The sequence below is a fragment of the Isoptericola sp. 178 genome (assembly GCF_030586525.1).
Lineage (GTDB): Bacteria > Actinomycetota > Actinomycetes > Actinomycetales > Cellulomonadaceae > Isoptericola > Isoptericola sediminis.
On the sequence record NZ_JAUQYN010000003.1, the window covers coordinates 243,435 to 259,175 of the forward strand.

Consider the following 15,741-nt stretch of genomic DNA (forward strand, 5'->3'; position numbering starts at 1 on the left):
CTCACCCGGCGACAGCCGTCACGGGCGGGCGGGCCGAACCGGCGTCAGAGCCGGCCGTGATGACGACCTCACCGCTTGGGAGATACTCCCCTCCTCGGTCCGCCCAGCATACGGCACGGCGTCGTGACGACCACCGGGGTCCGTCGTCAGGCGGTGGCCTCGCGCATCTGGCGGAGCTCCTTCTTCAGGCCGCCGATCTCGTCACGCAGGCGTGCGGCGACCTCGAACTGCAGCTCCCCCGCCGCGGTGTGCATCTGGTCACTGAGCTCCTGGATGAGCTCGGCGAGCTCGTTCGCGGCCAAGCCGGCGAGCCGGTTGCCGGACGTCGCACCCTCCTTCGGCGCACCCGGCACGGGTGCCCCGCCCCGGTCTCCGCGGTCCGGCGCCTTGCGGTAGCCACCCGCCAGCAGCTGGGCCGTGTCGATGTCCTCACGGGCGAGCATGTCCGTGACGTCGGCGATCTTCTTGCGCAGCGGCTGCGGGTCGATGCCGTGCTCGGCGTTGAAGGCGAGCTGCTTGTCCCGCCGGCGGTTCGTCTCGTCCAGGGCGAACTGCATCGCGGGCGTGACCTTGTCCGCGTACATGTGCACCTGGCCGGTGACGTTGCGCGCCGCACGACCGATGGTCTGGATGAGGGAGCGCTCGGAGCGCAGGAACCCCTCCTTGTCGGCGTCGAGGATCGCGACGAGCGACACCTCCGGCAGGTCGAGGCCCTCGCGCAGCAGGTTGATGCCGACCAGGACGTCGTACTCGCCGAGGCGCAGCTCGCGCAGCAGCTCCACGCGCCGCAGCGTGTCCACCTCGGAGTGCAGGTAGCGCACCCGCACGTCCTTGCCGAGGAGGTAGTCCGTGAGGTCCTCGGCCATCTTCTTCGTCAGGGTGGTGACCAGGACGCGCTCGTCGCGGTCCACCCGGTCGCGGATCTCGCCGAGCAGGTCGTCGATCTGGCCGGTCGTCGGCTTGACGAGGACCTCCGGGTCGACGAGCCCGGTGGGACGGATGATCTGCTCCACGACGCCGTCGGACATGGACAGCTCGTAGTCGCCCGGGGTGGCCGAGAGGTAGACCGTCTGCCCGATCCGCTCGACGAACTCCTCCCAGCGCAGCGGCCGGTTGTCCGTCGCGCTGGGCAGGCGAAAGCCGTGGTCGACCAGGGAGCGCTTGCGCGACATGTCGCCCTCGAACATGGCGCCGATCTGCGGCACCGTCACGTGCGACTCGTCGATGACGAGCAGGAAGTCCTCGGGGAAGTAGTCGAGCAGCGTGTTCGGCGGCGAACCGGCCTCGCGGCCGTCGATGTGCCGCGAGTAGTTCTCGATGCCGTTGCACGTCCCGATCGAGCGCATCATCTCGATGTCGTAGGTGGTGCGCATGCGCAGCCGCTGGGCCTCGAGCAGCTTGTTCTGCTTCTCCAGGTCGGCGAGCCGCTCGGCGAGCTCGGCCTCGATGGAGGCGACCGCTCGCTCCATGCGTTCCGGACCGGCGACGTAGTGCGTCGCGGGGAACAGGTAGATGCTCTGCTCGTCCCGGACCACCTCGCCGGAGATCGGGTGCAGCGTCTGGATCGACTCGATCTCGTCGCCGAACATCTCGATGCGTACGGCGAGCTCCTCGTACACCGGGATGATCTCCACGGTGTCGCCGCGCACCCGGAAGGTGCCGCGGGTGAAGGACATGTCGTTGCGGGTGTACTGCATCTGCACGAACTGGCGCAGCAGGTCGTCACGGTCGACGACGTCGCCGACGGCGAGACGCACCATGCGGTCGACGTACTCCTGCGGCGTGCCCAGCCCGTAGATGCACGAGACCGACGCCACGACGACGGTGTCCCGTCGCGTCAGCAGCGACGACGTCGCCGAGTGCCGCAGCCGCTCGACCTCGTCGTTGATCGAGGAGTCCTTCTCGATGTAGGTGTCGGTCTGCGCGATGTACGCCTCGGGCTGGTAGTAGTCGTAGTACGAGACGAAGTACTCGACGGCGTTGTTCGGCAGCAGCTCGCGGAACTCGGTGGCGAGCTGGGCGGCGAGCGTCTTGTTGGGCGCCATGATGAGCGTCGGACGCTGGAGCTGCTCGATCAACCAGGCGGTCGTGGCGCTCTTGCCGGTACCGGTGGCGCCGAGCAGGACGGTGTCCTTCTCCCCCGCACGGATCCGTTCGGTGAGCTCGGCGATGGCGGTGGGCTGGTCGCCGCTGGGCCGGTACTCCGAGACCACCTCGAACGGGGCCACGGTCCGCTGCAGGTCGGTCACGGGTCGCATGGCACCACGGTACGGCCCGCTGCCGACATCGACCGACCGCGCGGGTCAGTGCTCGGCGCCCGCCGCGACCCGCGGCTCGGAGAGCTGCCCCCGCACGGCGGCCGCCGCGGTGAGGACGACGGTTCGCAGCACCCGCGCCGACGCGGCCGGGTCGAGCTGCGCCGCCCGCGGGACGTGCACGAACCCGGATCGCACCTCCGGCCGGTCGGCCACCGCGTGCTGCAGGGCGTAGAACACCGCGTTGCACACGTACGTGCCCGCCGTGTGGCTGGCGACCGTCGGCACCTCGACGCGCTCCGCCGCGCGCAGCGACGCCTTGATCGGCAGCGTCGAGAAGTAGGCGGCCGGGCCGCCGGGGACCACCGCCTCGTCGATCGGCTGCGAGGCGGCGTTGTCCGGGATCCGCGCGTCCACGAGGTTGATCGCGACGCGCTCCAGACGCACGGCCGGTGTCCCGGCCGCCAGCCCCGTGGCCACCACCACGGCCGGCTCGACCTCGCGCACCAGCCGGACCAGGGCGCCGGGCCCGTCGGTGAACGTCACCGGGAGCCGCGCCGTGACCAGCTCGGCGCCGTCGCGCTCCGCGCGCCAGCCGTCGGCCAGCGCCGTCACGGCCTGCCACGACTCGTTGACGGCGTCACCGCCGAACGGCTCGAAACCCGTCACCAGCACGCGCACACGTCCACCTCCGATCCGGCAGCAGACTACCGGGTGACGGACGTCAGCCTCCCAGCTCCTCGGCCTCCAGCTCCTCGGACACCTCCTGGCGCACGCGCGCCCACAGCTCGTCGACCTGCCGGCGGAGGTCGTCCGGGGACCCGGTCCCGTCCAGGAGCACGTCCGCCTGCGCCCGGCGCTCCCCGTCCCCGGCCTGCGCCGCCACGCGCTCGCGGGCCTCGGTCTCGGGCAGCCCGCGCGTCTCCACCAGGCGCGCCACCCGCTGCTCCGCCGGGGTGTCCACCACCACCAGCAGGTGGAACCGGTCCGACTGCCCCGTCTCGACCAGCAGCGGGATGTCGTGCACGACGACCGCCTTCGGGTCGGCCGCCCCGGCCGCGGCCTCGTGCTCGGCGGCCAGGCGACGGACCTCGGGGTGGATGATCCCCTCCAGCCGACGGCGCTTCTCATCGTCGGCGAAGACCAGCCGCCCGAGGGCCGGCCGGTCCAGCGATCCGTCGGCCGCCAGGACGCCCGGGCCGAACACGTCGACGACCTCGGCCAGCCCCACGGACCCGGGCGCCACGGCGTCGCGCGCCAGCAGGTCGTGGTCGATCACGACCGCCCCCAGGTCGGCCAGCCGCTGCGCGGCCACCGACTTCCCGGCCGCGATCCCTCCTGTGAGCCCCATCCGAAACATGAGGACCATCCTGCCCGGACCGTAGGCTTCCCGCCATGAGTGCGAACGGACCCGGCCCGGGCACGGCGCGACCGACCGGGGGCCCCGGCGCCGGCCCGATGCGTTCCTTCCTGCAGGACCGGTCGGTCACCGACCGTCGGCTGTCCCGGCCGACGGTGCGCCGCATCCTGGCGTTCGCCCGCCCCTATCGCCGCCACCTGGCGGGGCTCGTGGCCCTGCTGGCCCTGAGCTCCGCGGCGGGGGCCGTCACGCCGCTGCTGTTCCGCCGCATCATCGACGACGGGATCGCCGAGGGCGACCGGCAGCTCGTCGTCGTGCTCGCGGCGGCCACGGTGGGGCTCGCGCTCGCCGGCGCCGGGCTCTCGCTCGCCGAGCGGTGGGTTGCCGCCGTCGTCGGCGAGGGCCTCATCGTGGACCTGCGCACCGCCGTGTTCGACCACGTCCAGCGCATGCCGCTCGCGTTCTTCGCCCGCGCCCGCACCGGCGCGCTCGTGCAGCGTCTCAACGGCGACGTGCTCGGGGCCCAGCAGGCGTTCACCGCGACGTTGCAGTCGGTCGTCTCCAACGGGCTCACGGTGGCGTTCACGCTGGCCGCGATGCTCGTCATGTCCTGGCAGCTGACCCTGCTCGCGCTGCTCCTGGTCCCGGGGTTCGTGCTGCCGGCGCGCTGGTTCGGACGGCGCCTGGCGTCCCTGACCCGCACGACCTACGAGCTGAACGCGGACGTCGGGCAGACGATGAACGAACGCTTCAACGTCGCCGGGGCCCAGCTCGCCAAGGTGTTCGGCGAGCCCGACCGCGAGTCCGCGGCCTACGCCGACCAGGTCCGGCTGCTGCGCGACGTCGGTGTCCGCCGCGCCGTCTACGCGACGTGGTTCCGGGTCGGCCTGACGACGCTCGCCTCCGTCGCCATCGCCCTGGTGTACGGGGTCGGCGGGCTGCAGGCGATCGCCGGGGAGCTCACCGTCGGCACGCTCGTGGCGCTGACGGCCTACCTCGGCCGGCTGTACGCCCCGTTGTCGGCGCTGTCGAACGTGCAGGTCGACGTCATGACGGCGCTGGTGAGCTTCGAGCGGGTCCTGGAGGTCCTCGACCTGCGGCCGGCGCTGACCGAGGCGCCGGACGCCGTGGACCTGCGCGAGTCCGTGCGTGCGCAGGGCGCACGCATCGAGCTGGACGGCGTGACGTTCCGCTATCCCCGGGCCGACGAGGTCTCGCTGGCCTCCCTGGAGTCGGTGGCCGCGGCGCGCAAGGACCCCGAGGAGGACACCCTGCGGGACGTGTCGTTCGAGGTCCCGGCCGGCGCGATGGTCGCGCTGGTGGGTCCGTCGGGCGCGGGGAAGACGACGCTGTCCCAGCTCGTCAGCCGGCTGTACGACCCGACCTCGGGCAGCATCCGGATCGCGGGGACGGACCTGCGCCGGGCCTCGTTCGCCTCGTTGCGCCGCACCGTGGGCGTCGTGTCGCAGGAGGCGCACCTCTTCCACGACACCGTGGCCGCCAACCTGCGCTACGCCCGGCCCGACGCCTCGGACGCCGATCTCGAGCAGGCGCTGCGGGCGGCGCACCTGTGGCGCCTCGTCGAGGACATGCCCGACGGTCTGGAGACCGTGGTCGGCGACCGCGGCTACCGCCTCTCCGGCGGGGAGCGCCAGCGGCTCGCGATCGCGAGGGTCCTGCTCAAGGGGCCGGACGTCATCGTGCTCGACGAGGCCACCGCGCACCTCGACACCGAGTCGGAGGCCGCCGTCCAGGCCGCGCTCGACGTCGCGCTGGCAGGACGCACCGCGCTCGTCATCGCCCACCGGCTCTCGACGGTGCGGCACGCCGACCGGATCGTCGTGCTCGACGACGGGCGCGTGGTCGAGCAGGGCACGCACGTGGACCTGCTCGCGGCGGGCGGGCGCTACGCCGACGTCTACCGCGCGCAGTTCGCGGACCGCGAGAGCTCCTGACCGTCGCCTCAACAGTTGTGGGCATGAATTCTGCAGTGGGACGCACCTTTCCCACTGCAGAATTCATGCCCACAACACAGCGACGGCCCGTCGTCCCCCAGCGGGGACGACGGGCCGTCGATCAGGCACCCGGGGGTCGTGCGACTCCCGGGACGCCGGATCAGTTGCCGGTCAGCTTCTCGCGCAGCGCGGCGAGAGCCTCGTCGGACGCCAGCGTGCCGCCGGTGTCCTCCTCCGGGGCCGGGGCAGCCGAGGAGTAGGACGAGGAGGACGAGGACGAACCGCCGGAGACGACGTCGCCGGCCGCGGCGTCGGCGTCGGCCGAGAGGGCCGCACGCACCTGCTCGCGGTGCGCCTCCCAGCGGGAGTGCGCCTTGGCGTACTCGGCCTCCCAGGCCTCACGCTGGGTCTCGAAGCCCTCGAGCCACTCGTTCGTCTCGGGGTCGAAGCCCTCGGGGTACTTGTACTCGCCGTTCTCGTCGTACTCGGCAGCCATGCCGTAGAGCGCCGGGTCGAAGTCCTCGGACTCCGGGTCCATGCCCTCGTTGGCCTGCTTGAGCGACAGCGAGATGCGGCGACGCTCGAGGTCGATGTCGATGACCTTGACGAAGACCTCGGCACCCACCTGGACGACCTGCTCGGGCAGCTCGACGTGGCGGACCGCCAGCTCGGAGATGTGCACCAGACCCTCGATGCCGTCCTCGACACGGACGAACGCACCGAACGGCACCAGCTTGGTGACCTTGCCCGGCACGACCTGGCCGATGGCGTGGGTACGGGCGAAGGTCTGCCACGGGTCCTCCTGCGTCGCCTTCAGCGACAGGGAGACGCGCTCGCGGTCGAAGTCGACGTCGAGCACCTCGACCGTGACCTCCTGGCCGACCTCGACGACCTCGGACGGGTGGTCGATGTGCTTCCAGGACAGCTCGGAGACGTGCACCAGGCCGTCGACCCCACCGAGGTCGACGAACGCACCGAAGTTGACGATCGAGGAGACGACACCCGGGCGCACCTGACCCTTCTGCAGCGTCTGCAGGAAGGTGGAACGGACCTCGGACTGCGTCTGCTCGAGCCAGGCGCGGCGGGACAGGACCACGTTGTTGCGGTTCTTGTCCAGCTCGATGATCTTGGCCTCGATCTCGCGGCCGACGTACGGCGCGAGGTCGCGGACGCGACGCATCTCGACGAGCGAGGCCGGCAGGAAGCCCCGCAGGCCGATGTCGAGGATGAGGCCGCCCTTGACGACCTCGATGACGGTGCCGGTGACGACGCCGTCGTCCTCCTTGATCTGCTCGATCGTGCCCCAGGCGCGCTCGTACTGTGCGCGCTTCTTGGACAGGATCAGACGGCCTTCCTTGTCCTCCTTCTGGAGGAGGAGGGCCTCGACGGCGTCGCCGACGGCGACAACCTCGCCCGGGTCCACGTCGTGCTTGATGGACAGCTCACGAGACGGGATCACGCCCTCCGTCTTGTAGCCGATGTCGAGGAGGACCTCGTCGCGGTCGACCTTGACGATCGTGCCTTCGACGATGTCACCATCGTTGAAGTACTTGATGGTGGAGTCGACGGCGGCAAGGAAGTCCTCTTCGGTGCCGATGTCGTTGACGGCGACCTGCGGGGCGGACTTCGTGGTGGAGATGGTCATTGAGTGGTAGCTCCGATGCGGACAGGGCGTAGTACGGACATGGTCGTGGTGCAGCTGTCCCCAGCGGCGCCGTCCCCGTCACGACGTCCGGGTCACGAGGCCCGGATCAGCGGGTCGACACACGCGCTCAGGCGCACTGCACCACCGGCAATCTTATCCGGGCCACCTGAGGGGGTCAACGCCGGGCAGACGGCGGGCACGGAGAGTCCCGTCACCCCCCCACGGCGCCCAGCTCACGCCAGGGCGCGCGCGACCTCGAGCATCTCGGCAGGGACCTGCTTGACCTTCCCGGCGATCTCCGACAGCGGGACCAGCACGACGTCGTCACCGCGCAGCGCCGTCATGACGCCGGACTCCCCCGCCGAGACCGCGTCGATCGCCGCGACACCCATCCGCGAGCCGAGGATCCGGTCCGCCGGCGTCGGGGTCCCGCCCCGCTGGACGTGACCCAGGATCGTCACCCGGGTGTCGAAGCCGGTGCGCGCGGCGATCTCGGCACCGAGCCGTTCGCTGATCGCCCCGGCCACGATCTCCCCGAAGGGACCGAGCCGGGTCTCGTAGGTCATGGACGAGCCCTCCATCGGCACGGCGCCCTCCGCCACGACGATGATCGAGAAGCTGGCGTGGGCGCGGTGCCGGTGCTGCAGGAACCGCACGACCCGGTCGATGTCGAAGGGCTCCTCCGGCGCGAGCACCAGCTCGGCGCCGCCCGCGATGCCGGCGGTCGCGGCGATCCAGCCGGCGTGCCGACCCATGACCTCGACGATCATCACCCGGTTGTGGCTCTCGGCGGTGGTGTGGATCCTGTCGACCGCCTCGGTGGCGATGCTCACCGCGGTGTCGAAGCCGATGGACCGGTCCGTGCCCCAGACGTCGTTGTCGATCGTCTTGGGCACGGCCACGATCTTGACCCCGGACTCGGCGACCTTGCTCGCCGCGTGCAGCGTGCCGTCGCCGCCGATGCAGATCAACGCCTCGATCCGCTCCTCCTCCAGCGTCGCGCGGACGGCGTCCAGCCCCCCGTCGTCGGCGTGCGGGTGGTAGCGCGCGGTGCCCAGCAGCGTGCCGCCGGTGGGCAGCACGTTGCGGATGTGGGAGCGGGTCAGGGGCATCACGTCGCCGTCGGCGAGGCCGCGCCACCCGTGGCGGAAGCCCACGATGCTGTGACCGTGCTCGCCCTCGCCCCGCTTGACCACGGCCCTGATCACGGCGTTGAGGCCGGGGACGTCCCCGCCTCCGGTCAGCAGTCCTACGCGCACGGTCTTCTCCTCGGTGTCGTGGGGGCGGGCACCTCGAGATTATCCGGACCGTGTGTCGTCGAGGTGTCGGGTGACAGGATGTGGGACGTGAGCGACCCATGGTTCGGATACCGGCCCACCGACGACGACGGCACGGCCGCCCGCCGGTGGTGGGACGCCCACGCCGAGGAGTACCTGGGCGACCACGGCGACTTCCTCGGCGACGCCGGGTTCCGCTGGGGTCCCGAGGGCCTGACGGAGGGCGAGGCCACGCTGCTCGGGCCTCCCGCGGGGGCCCGTGTGCTCGAGGTCGGCGCCGGGGCGGCGCACTGCTCGCGATGGCTCGCCGCCCGCGGCGCGGACGTGGTCGCCACCGACGTCGCCCCGGCGATGCTGGAGGCGGCGGCCCGGATCTCGCGGCGCAGCGGCACCCCGGTACCGCTGGTCGAGGCCGACGCGCGGGACCTGCCCTTCGCCGACGGGACGTTCGACGTCGTGTTCACGTCGTTCGGGGCGATCCCGTTCGTCCCGGACGCCCACCGCGTGCACGCCGAGGCGGCACGGGTGCTGCGCGCCGGCGGCCGGTGGGTCTTCTCCGTCACACACCCGGTGCGCTGGGCCTTCCCGGACGACCCCACGCTCGCGGGCCTGACGGCGCACCGCTCCTACTTCGACCGCCGACCGTACGTCGAGACCGACGGCGGCCACGTCGTCTACGTCGAGTACCACCGCACCCTCGGGGACCACGTCCGCGACGTCGCGGCGGCCGGGCTGCGCCTGCGGGACGTCGTGGAGCCGGAGTGGCCGGCGTGGAACACGGCGTCCTGGGGCGGGTGGGGCCCCGAGCGCGGTCACTACCTGCCCGGCACCGCCGTGTTCGTCACGACGAAGGACTGAGCCGACCCGTCCCGGGCGGCGCGCCGGGTCAGTGGGCCGCGTCGTGCCACGTCTGGCCGGAGCCGACCGAGACGTCGAGCGGGACGTCGAGCTCGACGGCACCGCACATCTGGCGGCGCAGCACGTCCTCGACGACCTCCCGCTCCCCCGCGGCGACCTCGACGACGAGCTCGTCGTGGACCTGCAGCAGCAGCCGGGACCGCAGCTCCTTCTCGTCGAGCTCGCGCTGGACCCCGAGCATCGCGAGCTTGATGATGTCGGCGGCGCTGCCCTGGATCGGGGCGTTGAGCGCCATCCGCTCGGCCATCTGCCGCCGCTGGCGGTTGTCGCTGGTCAGGTCCGGCAGGTAGCGGCGGCGCCCGAGGATCGTGGCGGTGTAGCCGGTGGCCCGGGCCTCGTCGACGACCCCGGTGAGGTAGTCGCGCACCCCGCCGAAGCGGGTGAAGTAGTCGTCCATCAGCGCCTGCGCCTCGGCGGCGGGGACGGTCAGCTGCTGGGACAGGCCGAACGCGCTGAGCCCGTACGCGAGCCCGTAGCTCATCGCCTTGACCTTGGCGCGCATCTCGGGCGACACGTCCTCCGGCGCGACGTCGAAGACCCGCGAGCCGACGTACCGGTGCAGGTCCTCACCGGTGCGGAACGCCTCGATGAGCCCCTCGTCGCCGGACAGGTGCGCCATGATCCGCATCTCGATCTGGCTGTAGTCGGCGGTGACGAGCTCGGCGTACCCCTCGCCGACGGTGAACGCGCGCCGGATGCGCCGTCCGGCCTCGGTGCGGATCGGGATGTTCTGCAGGTTCGGGTCGGTCGAGCTGAGGCGCCCGGTCGCGGCGATGGTCTGCTGGAACGTGGTCCGGATACGCCCGTCGGGGTGCACCGCCTTGAGCAGGCCCTCGACCGTCGTGCGCAGCCTCGCCGCGTCACGGTGCGCGAGCAGGTGCGCGAGGAAGGGGTGCTCGGTCTTGGCGAAGAGGTCCTGCAGGGACGCCGCGTCCGTGGTGTACCCGGTCTTGATCTTCTTCGTCTTCGGCATGCCGAGCTGGTCGAAGAGCACCTCCTGGAGCTGCTTCGGGCTGCCGAGGTTCACCTCCCGGCCGATGACGTCGTACGCCTCGGCGGCCGAGGCCTCCACCCGGTCGGCGAAGAGCTGCTCGAGCTCGGTGAGGAAGGTCGTGTCCGCCGCGATCCCCGTCGCCTCCATCCGCGCGAGCACCGCGGACAGCGGCAGCTCGACGTCGTCGAGGAGGCCCCGCGCCCCGCGGTCGACGAGCCGCTCCCCCAGCGCTGCCGCGAGGTCCACGACGGCGACGGCGCGCGCGGCGGCGTCGGCCCCGGGCGGCCCCGCCTCCAGGTCCAGGTCCAGCGCCCCCTGGGCACCGCCCTCGTCGACGGCGAGCTCGCGACCCAGGTGCCGGACGACGAGGTCGCCCAGGTCGTAGCCGCGCTGGTCGGGGTAGCACAGGTACGCCGCGAGCTCGGTGTCCACCTGGACACCGACGAGGTCCGCGCCCCGCGAGGAGAGCATGTGCCAGGCCGCCTTGGCCCCGTGCACGGCCTTCGGGGCCCCGGGGTCGGCCAGCCACGCGAGCAGCGCCTGCTCGTCGGCCGCGTCGATCTCCGCCAGGTCGAGCACGACGGCCTCGGCGTGCCCGTCGGTGCCGGCGGTGCCGAGCGCGACCTGCCAGGCGTCGCCGGCGCCGGGGCGCCGGACGCCGGTGACGTCGATCCCGAGGAGCTGCTCCGAGCGCCCCGCCAACCAGTCCGCCAGCGCACCGACGTGCCGGTCGACCTGGATCCCCGCTGCCGGTGACGCGCTCGCGTCCTCCCCGGCGGGGTCGACGGCCAGGAGACGGTCGCGCAGCGCGCCGAACTCGAGGGTGTCGGACACACGGTGCACCGCCTCGCGGTCGAAACCCGCCACCGCCAGGTCGTCGATGCCGAGCGGGAGGTCGACGTCGGTCAGCAGCGCGTTGAGCTCGCGGTTCAGCCGGACCTGGTCGACGTGCTCCCGCAGAGCGTCGCCCCGCTTGCCGCCGACCTCGTCGCGCCGCTCGAGCAGGGAGTCCAGGTCACCGAACTCGGTGATCCACTTCGCCGCGACGCCGGGCCCGACGCCCGGGATGCCGGGGAGGTTGTCGCTGGTCTCCCCGACGAGCGCCGCCAGGTCGGGGTAGCGCTGCGGTGGCACCTTGTACTTGGCCTCGACCGCCTCCGGCGTCATCCGCGCCAGCTCCGAGACCCCCTTCTTCGGGTAGAGCACGGTGACGTCCTCGGTGACGAGCTGCAGCGTGTCGCGGTCCCCGGAGCAGACGAGCACCTCCATCCCCTGCTCCGTGCCGCGGCGCGCCAGGGTCGCCAGGATGTCGTCCGCCTCGATGCCCTCGCGCTGCAGCGCCGGGATGCGCAGCGACTCGAGCACCTCCCGGATCAGCGGCACCTGACCGCGGAAGACCTCGGGAGTGGCCTCGCGCTGCGCCTTGTACTCGGTGAACCGCTCGGTGCGGAACGTCACGCGGCCCGCGTCGAAGGCGACGGCCACGTGCGTCGGTTCCTCGTCGCGCAGGAGGTTCGTGAGCATCGAGGTGAAGCCGTAGACGGCGTTCGTGACCTGTCCGCTCGTCGTGGCCAGGGTGTCCGGCAGGGCGTAGAAGGCCCGGTAGGCCATCGAGTGCCCGTCGACGAGGAGCAGACGGGGGCGGCCGGCGGTTCGCGCTGAGGTCGTCACGGGTGCCAATCTATCTGCCATGTCTGACAGAGATTCCTTCCCGCAGGACCTGGCCGGCTGGCGCGGGGCCGCACACGGGACGCTGATCGAGCGCACCGGCATCGAGCTGCTGGAGGTGGGCGCCGAGGGCGCGTCGGCCAGCATGCCCGTGGCGGGCAACACCCAGCCGGCGGGGCTCCTGCACGGTGGCGCGACGGCCACCCTGGCCGAGACCCTCGGCTCCGTCGCCGCGCAGATGCACGCAGGCCCCGGGCGCGCGGCGGTGGGCACGGAGCTGAACATCACCCACCACCGGGGCGTGCGTGCCGGGACGGTGCACGCGGTCGCGACCGCGGTCCACCTCGGGCGCTCGACGGCGTCCTACGAGATCGAGATCACCGACGACGACGGCCGTCGGGTGGCCAGCGCGCGCCTCACGTGCCTGGTGCTCGACGCCTGAGTCAGGAGACGTGCGAGGTGGGGCCGACGGCACCGCCGGGGCCGCTCGGCGCGGTCGAGCGATGCTCCTGGACGGCGCTGAGGTCCAGAGGCCCGGTCGGCAGGCCGGCCTCGCGCGCACGGCGCCGCCGGGCGACGAGGTCCTCGATGGCGGCACGGGTCGCATCGCGCCGGGTGCGCGCCCCGTCACGGCGCAGGGCCGGGGTCGGTCCGGCGGCCGGCTCCTGCCCGAGCCACCGGGCCAGCGCCGCCACGGAGACGACCCGGTGCCCGGCCGCGGGGGCGAAGCCGACCCGCGCCAGGAAGCGCTGCACCTCCCGGGCGCCCGGGGCCGGTGCGCAGTAGACGTACTCCGCGCCGTCGTCGGTCGCCCGGCGCAGGGCCGCGGAGAGCAGCGCGCGCCCCACGCCCTGCCGGCGGGCCCCCGGGTCGACGAGGATCGCGTCGATGTACAGGCTGGGGGACGTCGCGTAGAGCTGGGGGGCGAGCGGGCGGGCCAGCAGGAACCCGACGACGCCGCGCTCGCTGTGCGCGACCAGCACCTCTCCGCCGGCGCTGACGAACACGCTCAGGTGCTCGCGCGCGCGTCGGGGGTCGGCACCGGCGCCGTTCGGCGTCTCCGGCCCGTGCGTGGCGGCCATCTCCGCCACGACCCACAGGTCGTCCTCGTCGGCGGACCGGACCTCGATCGCTCGACGCATCGGAACTCCCTCCCGACTCGAGGCGACCTCCACGCCCGGGAGGTCACGGAAACGTCACAACTCCCCAGTGACGATAGTCGTCACCGGGGAGTTGCACAAACGACGCTCAGGAGGCGCCGACCTGGTCGATCACCGCGTCGGCGACCTCACGCATGGTCAGGCGACGGTCCATCGACGTCTTCTGGATCCAGCGGAACGACTCCGGCTCGCTCAGGCCCATCTTGGTCATCAGCAGGCCCTTCGCCCGGTCCACCCGCTTGCGGGTCTCGAAGCGGTCCTGGAGGTCGGCGACCTCGGCCTCCAGCGCCCCGATCTGCTGGTAGCGGGAGATCGCGATCTCGACCGCGGGCAGCAGGTCGGCCGGGGTGAACGGCTTGACGACGTAGGCCATCGCGCCGGCGTCACGCGCGCGCTCGACGAGCTCGGTCTGGGAGAAGGCGGTGAGCAGCACGACAGGTGCGGCGTGGGCCTTGCCGATGCGCTCCGCGGCGGAGATGCCGTCCAGCTCGGGCATCTTGACGTCCATCACCACGACGTCGGGCTTGAGCTCGGTCGCCAGGTTGACGGCCGTCTCGCCGTCGCCGGCCTCCCCGACCACGTCGAAGCCGGCCTCCCGGAGCGTCTCGACGACGTCCATGCGGATGAGGGCCTCGTCCTCGGCCACGACGGCACGGCGCGCGGGCTTGCCCGTGGCGGGCGCCTGCTCCGGCGACGCGGCGGACTCCTGGTCGATCATCGGGGGCAGGTCGAGCGGCAGCTTCTCGTCGGTCACAGGGAACATCGTAATCCCCCGGGCCGCTGGTCGTGCACCCCGTGGGACGGACGCCACGTGTGACCGTGCGCACGGGCCCGGTCACCGCCGGGCGGATTGGGCCGGTGCGTGCCGGTGTGGTTCGATGGTGCGCAGCCTCCACGCCCCGGTAGCCCAACCGGCAGAGGCGTTCGGCTCAAACCCGATCCAGTGTGGGTTCGAATCCCACCCGGGGCACACGAAAGGGCCCGGACCGCGGCTGCGGTCCGGGCCCCTCGTCGTCTCAGCCTGAGCGCGTCACTCGGCGATCGCGTGGGCGTCGGTCTGGCTGCCGACCTTGTGCACGAGGATCGAGTTCGTCGTGCCCGGGACGCCCACCGGCGCTCCCGAGACGATGACGACGCGGTCGCCGACCTCGGCCAGGCCGTTGGCCTGGAGCGTCTGGTCGACCTGGCTGACCATCGCGTCGACCGAGCCGACCTTCGGCACCTGGTAGCTGACGGTGCCCCAGGTCAGGGCCAGGACGTTGCGGACCGACTCCTCCGGGGTGAAGGCCAGCAGCGGGATGCCCGACCGCAGGCGCGACATGCGCTTGGCCGAGTCGCCGGACTGGGTGAAGGTGACCAGGTACTTGGCCTCCAGCGAGGCACCGATCTCCGCCGCTGCGCGCGTGATGATGCCGCCGCGGGTGTGCGGCGTGGAGCCGAGCGGTGCGATGCGCTCGCGCCCCGCACCCTCCGTGGCCTCGATGATCGAGGCCATCGTCTTGACCGTGAGGATCGGGTAGTCGCCCACCGACGTCTCGCCGGAGAGCATGACCGCGTCGGCGCCGTCCAGCACCGCGTTCGCGCAGTCCGAGGCCTCGGCACGGGTCGGACGGGGGCTGGTGGTCATCGACTCCAGCACCTGCGTGGCGACGATGACGGGCTTGGCGTTGCGCCGCGCCATCTCGACGATCCGCTTCTGCACGAGCGGCACCTGCTCGAGGGGCATCTCGACGGCGAGGTCACCACGGGCGACCATGAATCCGTCGAACGCGGCGACGACCTCGTCGAGGTTGTCGACGGCCTGCGGCTTCTCGATCTTGGCGATGACCGGGACGACCCGGCCCTCCTCGTCCATGATCTTGCGGACGTCGTCGTAGTCGGCGGCGTTGCGCACGAAGGACAGCGCGATGAGGTCGGCGCCCATGCGCAGCGCCCAGCGCAGGTCGTCGGTGTCCTTCTCGCTCAGCGCGGGCACGGACACCGCCACGCCGGGCAGGTTGAGGCCCTTGTTGTTGGAGACCGGACCGGGCACCTCGACCGTGGTGACGACACGCGGACCCTCGACCGCGGTGACCCGCACGCGGACCTTGCCGTCGTCGATGAGGATCGGGTCGCCGACGCGGGCGTCCTGCGGCAGACCCTGGTGCGTGGTGGAGACGAGCTCACGGGTCCCCACGACGTCCTCGGTCGTGATCGTGAGGGTGTCGCCCTCGTTGAGGAAGTGCTTCTCGTCACCGTCGAACCGCCCGAGGCGGATCTTCGGGCCCTGCAGGTCGACGAGGACGGCGACGTTGCGTCCCGCCTCCTTCGCCGCCGTGCGCACCCCGTGGTACACGTTCTCGTGCTCCGACTGCTCACCGTGGCTCCGGTTGATCCGGGCCACGTCCATACCCGCGTCGACCAGCTCCCGGAGCTTCTCCGGGGACGCCGTCGCGGGTCCGATGGTGCACACGATCTTCGCTCTGCGCATGTCTCCAGCCTCGTCGTCGTACCGCCCCGCGCCTGCCGG

Annotated in this window: 12 protein-coding genes and 1 tRNA gene; 4 read left to right on the forward strand and 9 right to left on the reverse strand. The window is 72.2% G+C overall.

All coding sequences use genetic code 11. From position 1 onward, the window contains the following. Nucleotides 1-146 precede the first annotated feature (146 nt). Genes uvrB through coaE form a run of 3 tightly spaced genes read right to left on the reverse strand, consistent with a single transcriptional unit; the run spans nt 147 to nt 3,615 of the window. Nucleotides 147-2,258 carry an excinuclease ABC subunit UvrB gene (gene uvrB, locus Q6349_RS10280; protein WP_304604011.1) on the reverse strand — a complete coding sequence of 704 codons (2,112 nt, stop codon included), beginning with the start codon at nt 2,256-2,258 and terminating at the stop codon, nt 147-149. A gap of 45 nt (nt 2,259-2,303) precedes the next feature. Beyond that, nucleotides 2,304-2,936, reverse strand: a complete 633-nt coding sequence (locus tag Q6349_RS10285; RefSeq protein WP_304604012.1) for a pyroglutamyl-peptidase I — start codon at nt 2,934-2,936, stop codon at nt 2,304-2,306. Nucleotides 2,937-2,979: 43 nt separating this feature from the next. Beyond that, nucleotides 2,980-3,615, reverse strand: coding sequence for a dephospho-CoA kinase (gene coaE, locus Q6349_RS10290; RefSeq protein ID WP_304604013.1), 636 nt, complete (start codon nt 3,613-3,615; stop codon nt 2,980-2,982). A 35-nt stretch (nt 3,616-3,650) separates the two neighbouring features. On the opposite strand from coaE, the gene Q6349_RS10295 reads away from it, so the two are divergent. After that, entirely contained in the window at nt 3,651-5,570 is a 1,920-nt protein-coding gene (locus Q6349_RS10295) for an ABC transporter ATP-binding protein (RefSeq protein ID WP_304604014.1), read from the forward strand. Nucleotides 5,571-5,730: 160 nt separating this feature from the next. Here Q6349_RS10295 and rpsA read toward each other — a convergent pair whose 3' ends face one another. Further along, nucleotides 5,731-7,215 (reverse strand): 30S ribosomal protein S1, encoded by a 1,485-nt coding sequence (gene rpsA, locus Q6349_RS10300; protein ID WP_304604015.1) that lies wholly within the window; start codon nt 7,213-7,215, stop codon nt 5,731-5,733. A gap of 233 nt (nt 7,216-7,448) precedes the next feature. After that, nucleotides 7,449-8,474 carry a 6-phosphofructokinase gene (locus Q6349_RS10305; RefSeq protein ID WP_171245682.1) on the reverse strand — a complete coding sequence of 342 codons (1,026 nt, stop codon included), beginning with the start codon at nt 8,472-8,474 and terminating at the stop codon, nt 7,449-7,451. Nucleotides 8,475-8,561: 87 nt separating this feature from the next. On the opposite strand from Q6349_RS10305, the gene Q6349_RS10310 reads away from it, so the two are divergent. Continuing rightward, the gene (locus Q6349_RS10310) at nt 8,562-9,350 is read left to right on the forward strand and encodes a class I SAM-dependent methyltransferase (protein ID WP_370375384.1); all 789 of its coding nucleotides are present in this window, start codon (nt 8,562-8,564) and stop codon (nt 9,348-9,350) included. A gap of 28 nt (nt 9,351-9,378) precedes the next feature. Here Q6349_RS10310 and polA read toward each other — a convergent pair whose 3' ends face one another. Continuing rightward, a complete protein-coding gene (gene polA, locus Q6349_RS10315) occupies nt 9,379-12,096 on the reverse strand; it encodes a DNA polymerase I (RefSeq protein WP_304604017.1) in 2,718 nt (905 codons plus the stop codon). Between polA and Q6349_RS10320 the strand changes: the two genes are divergently transcribed. Then, nucleotides 12,095-12,514 (forward strand): PaaI family thioesterase, encoded by a 420-nt coding sequence (locus tag Q6349_RS10320; protein WP_304604018.1) that lies wholly within the window; start codon nt 12,095-12,097, stop codon nt 12,512-12,514. The two genes, polA and Q6349_RS10320, sit on opposite strands and share 2 nt — an antisense overlap. A gap of 1 nt (nt 12,515) precedes the next feature. Here the strand turns inward: Q6349_RS10320 and Q6349_RS10325 are convergent, their stop codons facing one another. Continuing rightward, nucleotides 12,516-13,214 carry a GNAT family N-acetyltransferase gene (locus tag Q6349_RS10325; protein WP_304604019.1) on the reverse strand — a complete coding sequence of 233 codons (699 nt, stop codon included), beginning with the start codon at nt 13,212-13,214 and terminating at the stop codon, nt 12,516-12,518. Between the two features lie 106 nt (nt 13,215-13,320). Further along, nucleotides 13,321-13,950 (reverse strand): ANTAR domain-containing response regulator, encoded by a 630-nt coding sequence (locus tag Q6349_RS10330; RefSeq protein WP_246246285.1) that lies wholly within the window; start codon nt 13,948-13,950, stop codon nt 13,321-13,323. A 178-nt stretch (nt 13,951-14,128) separates the two neighbouring features. On the opposite strand from Q6349_RS10330, the gene Q6349_RS10335 reads away from it, so the two are divergent. Then, nucleotides 14,129-14,202, forward strand: a tRNA-Leu gene (locus tag Q6349_RS10335). Between the two features lie 60 nt (nt 14,203-14,262). On the opposite strand, the gene pyk is transcribed toward Q6349_RS10335, so the two are convergent. After that, a complete protein-coding gene (pyk, locus tag Q6349_RS10340; protein ID WP_171248301.1) occupies nt 14,263-15,702 on the reverse strand; it encodes a pyruvate kinase in 1,440 nt (479 codons plus the stop codon). Nucleotides 15,703-15,741: the final 39 nt, after the last annotated feature.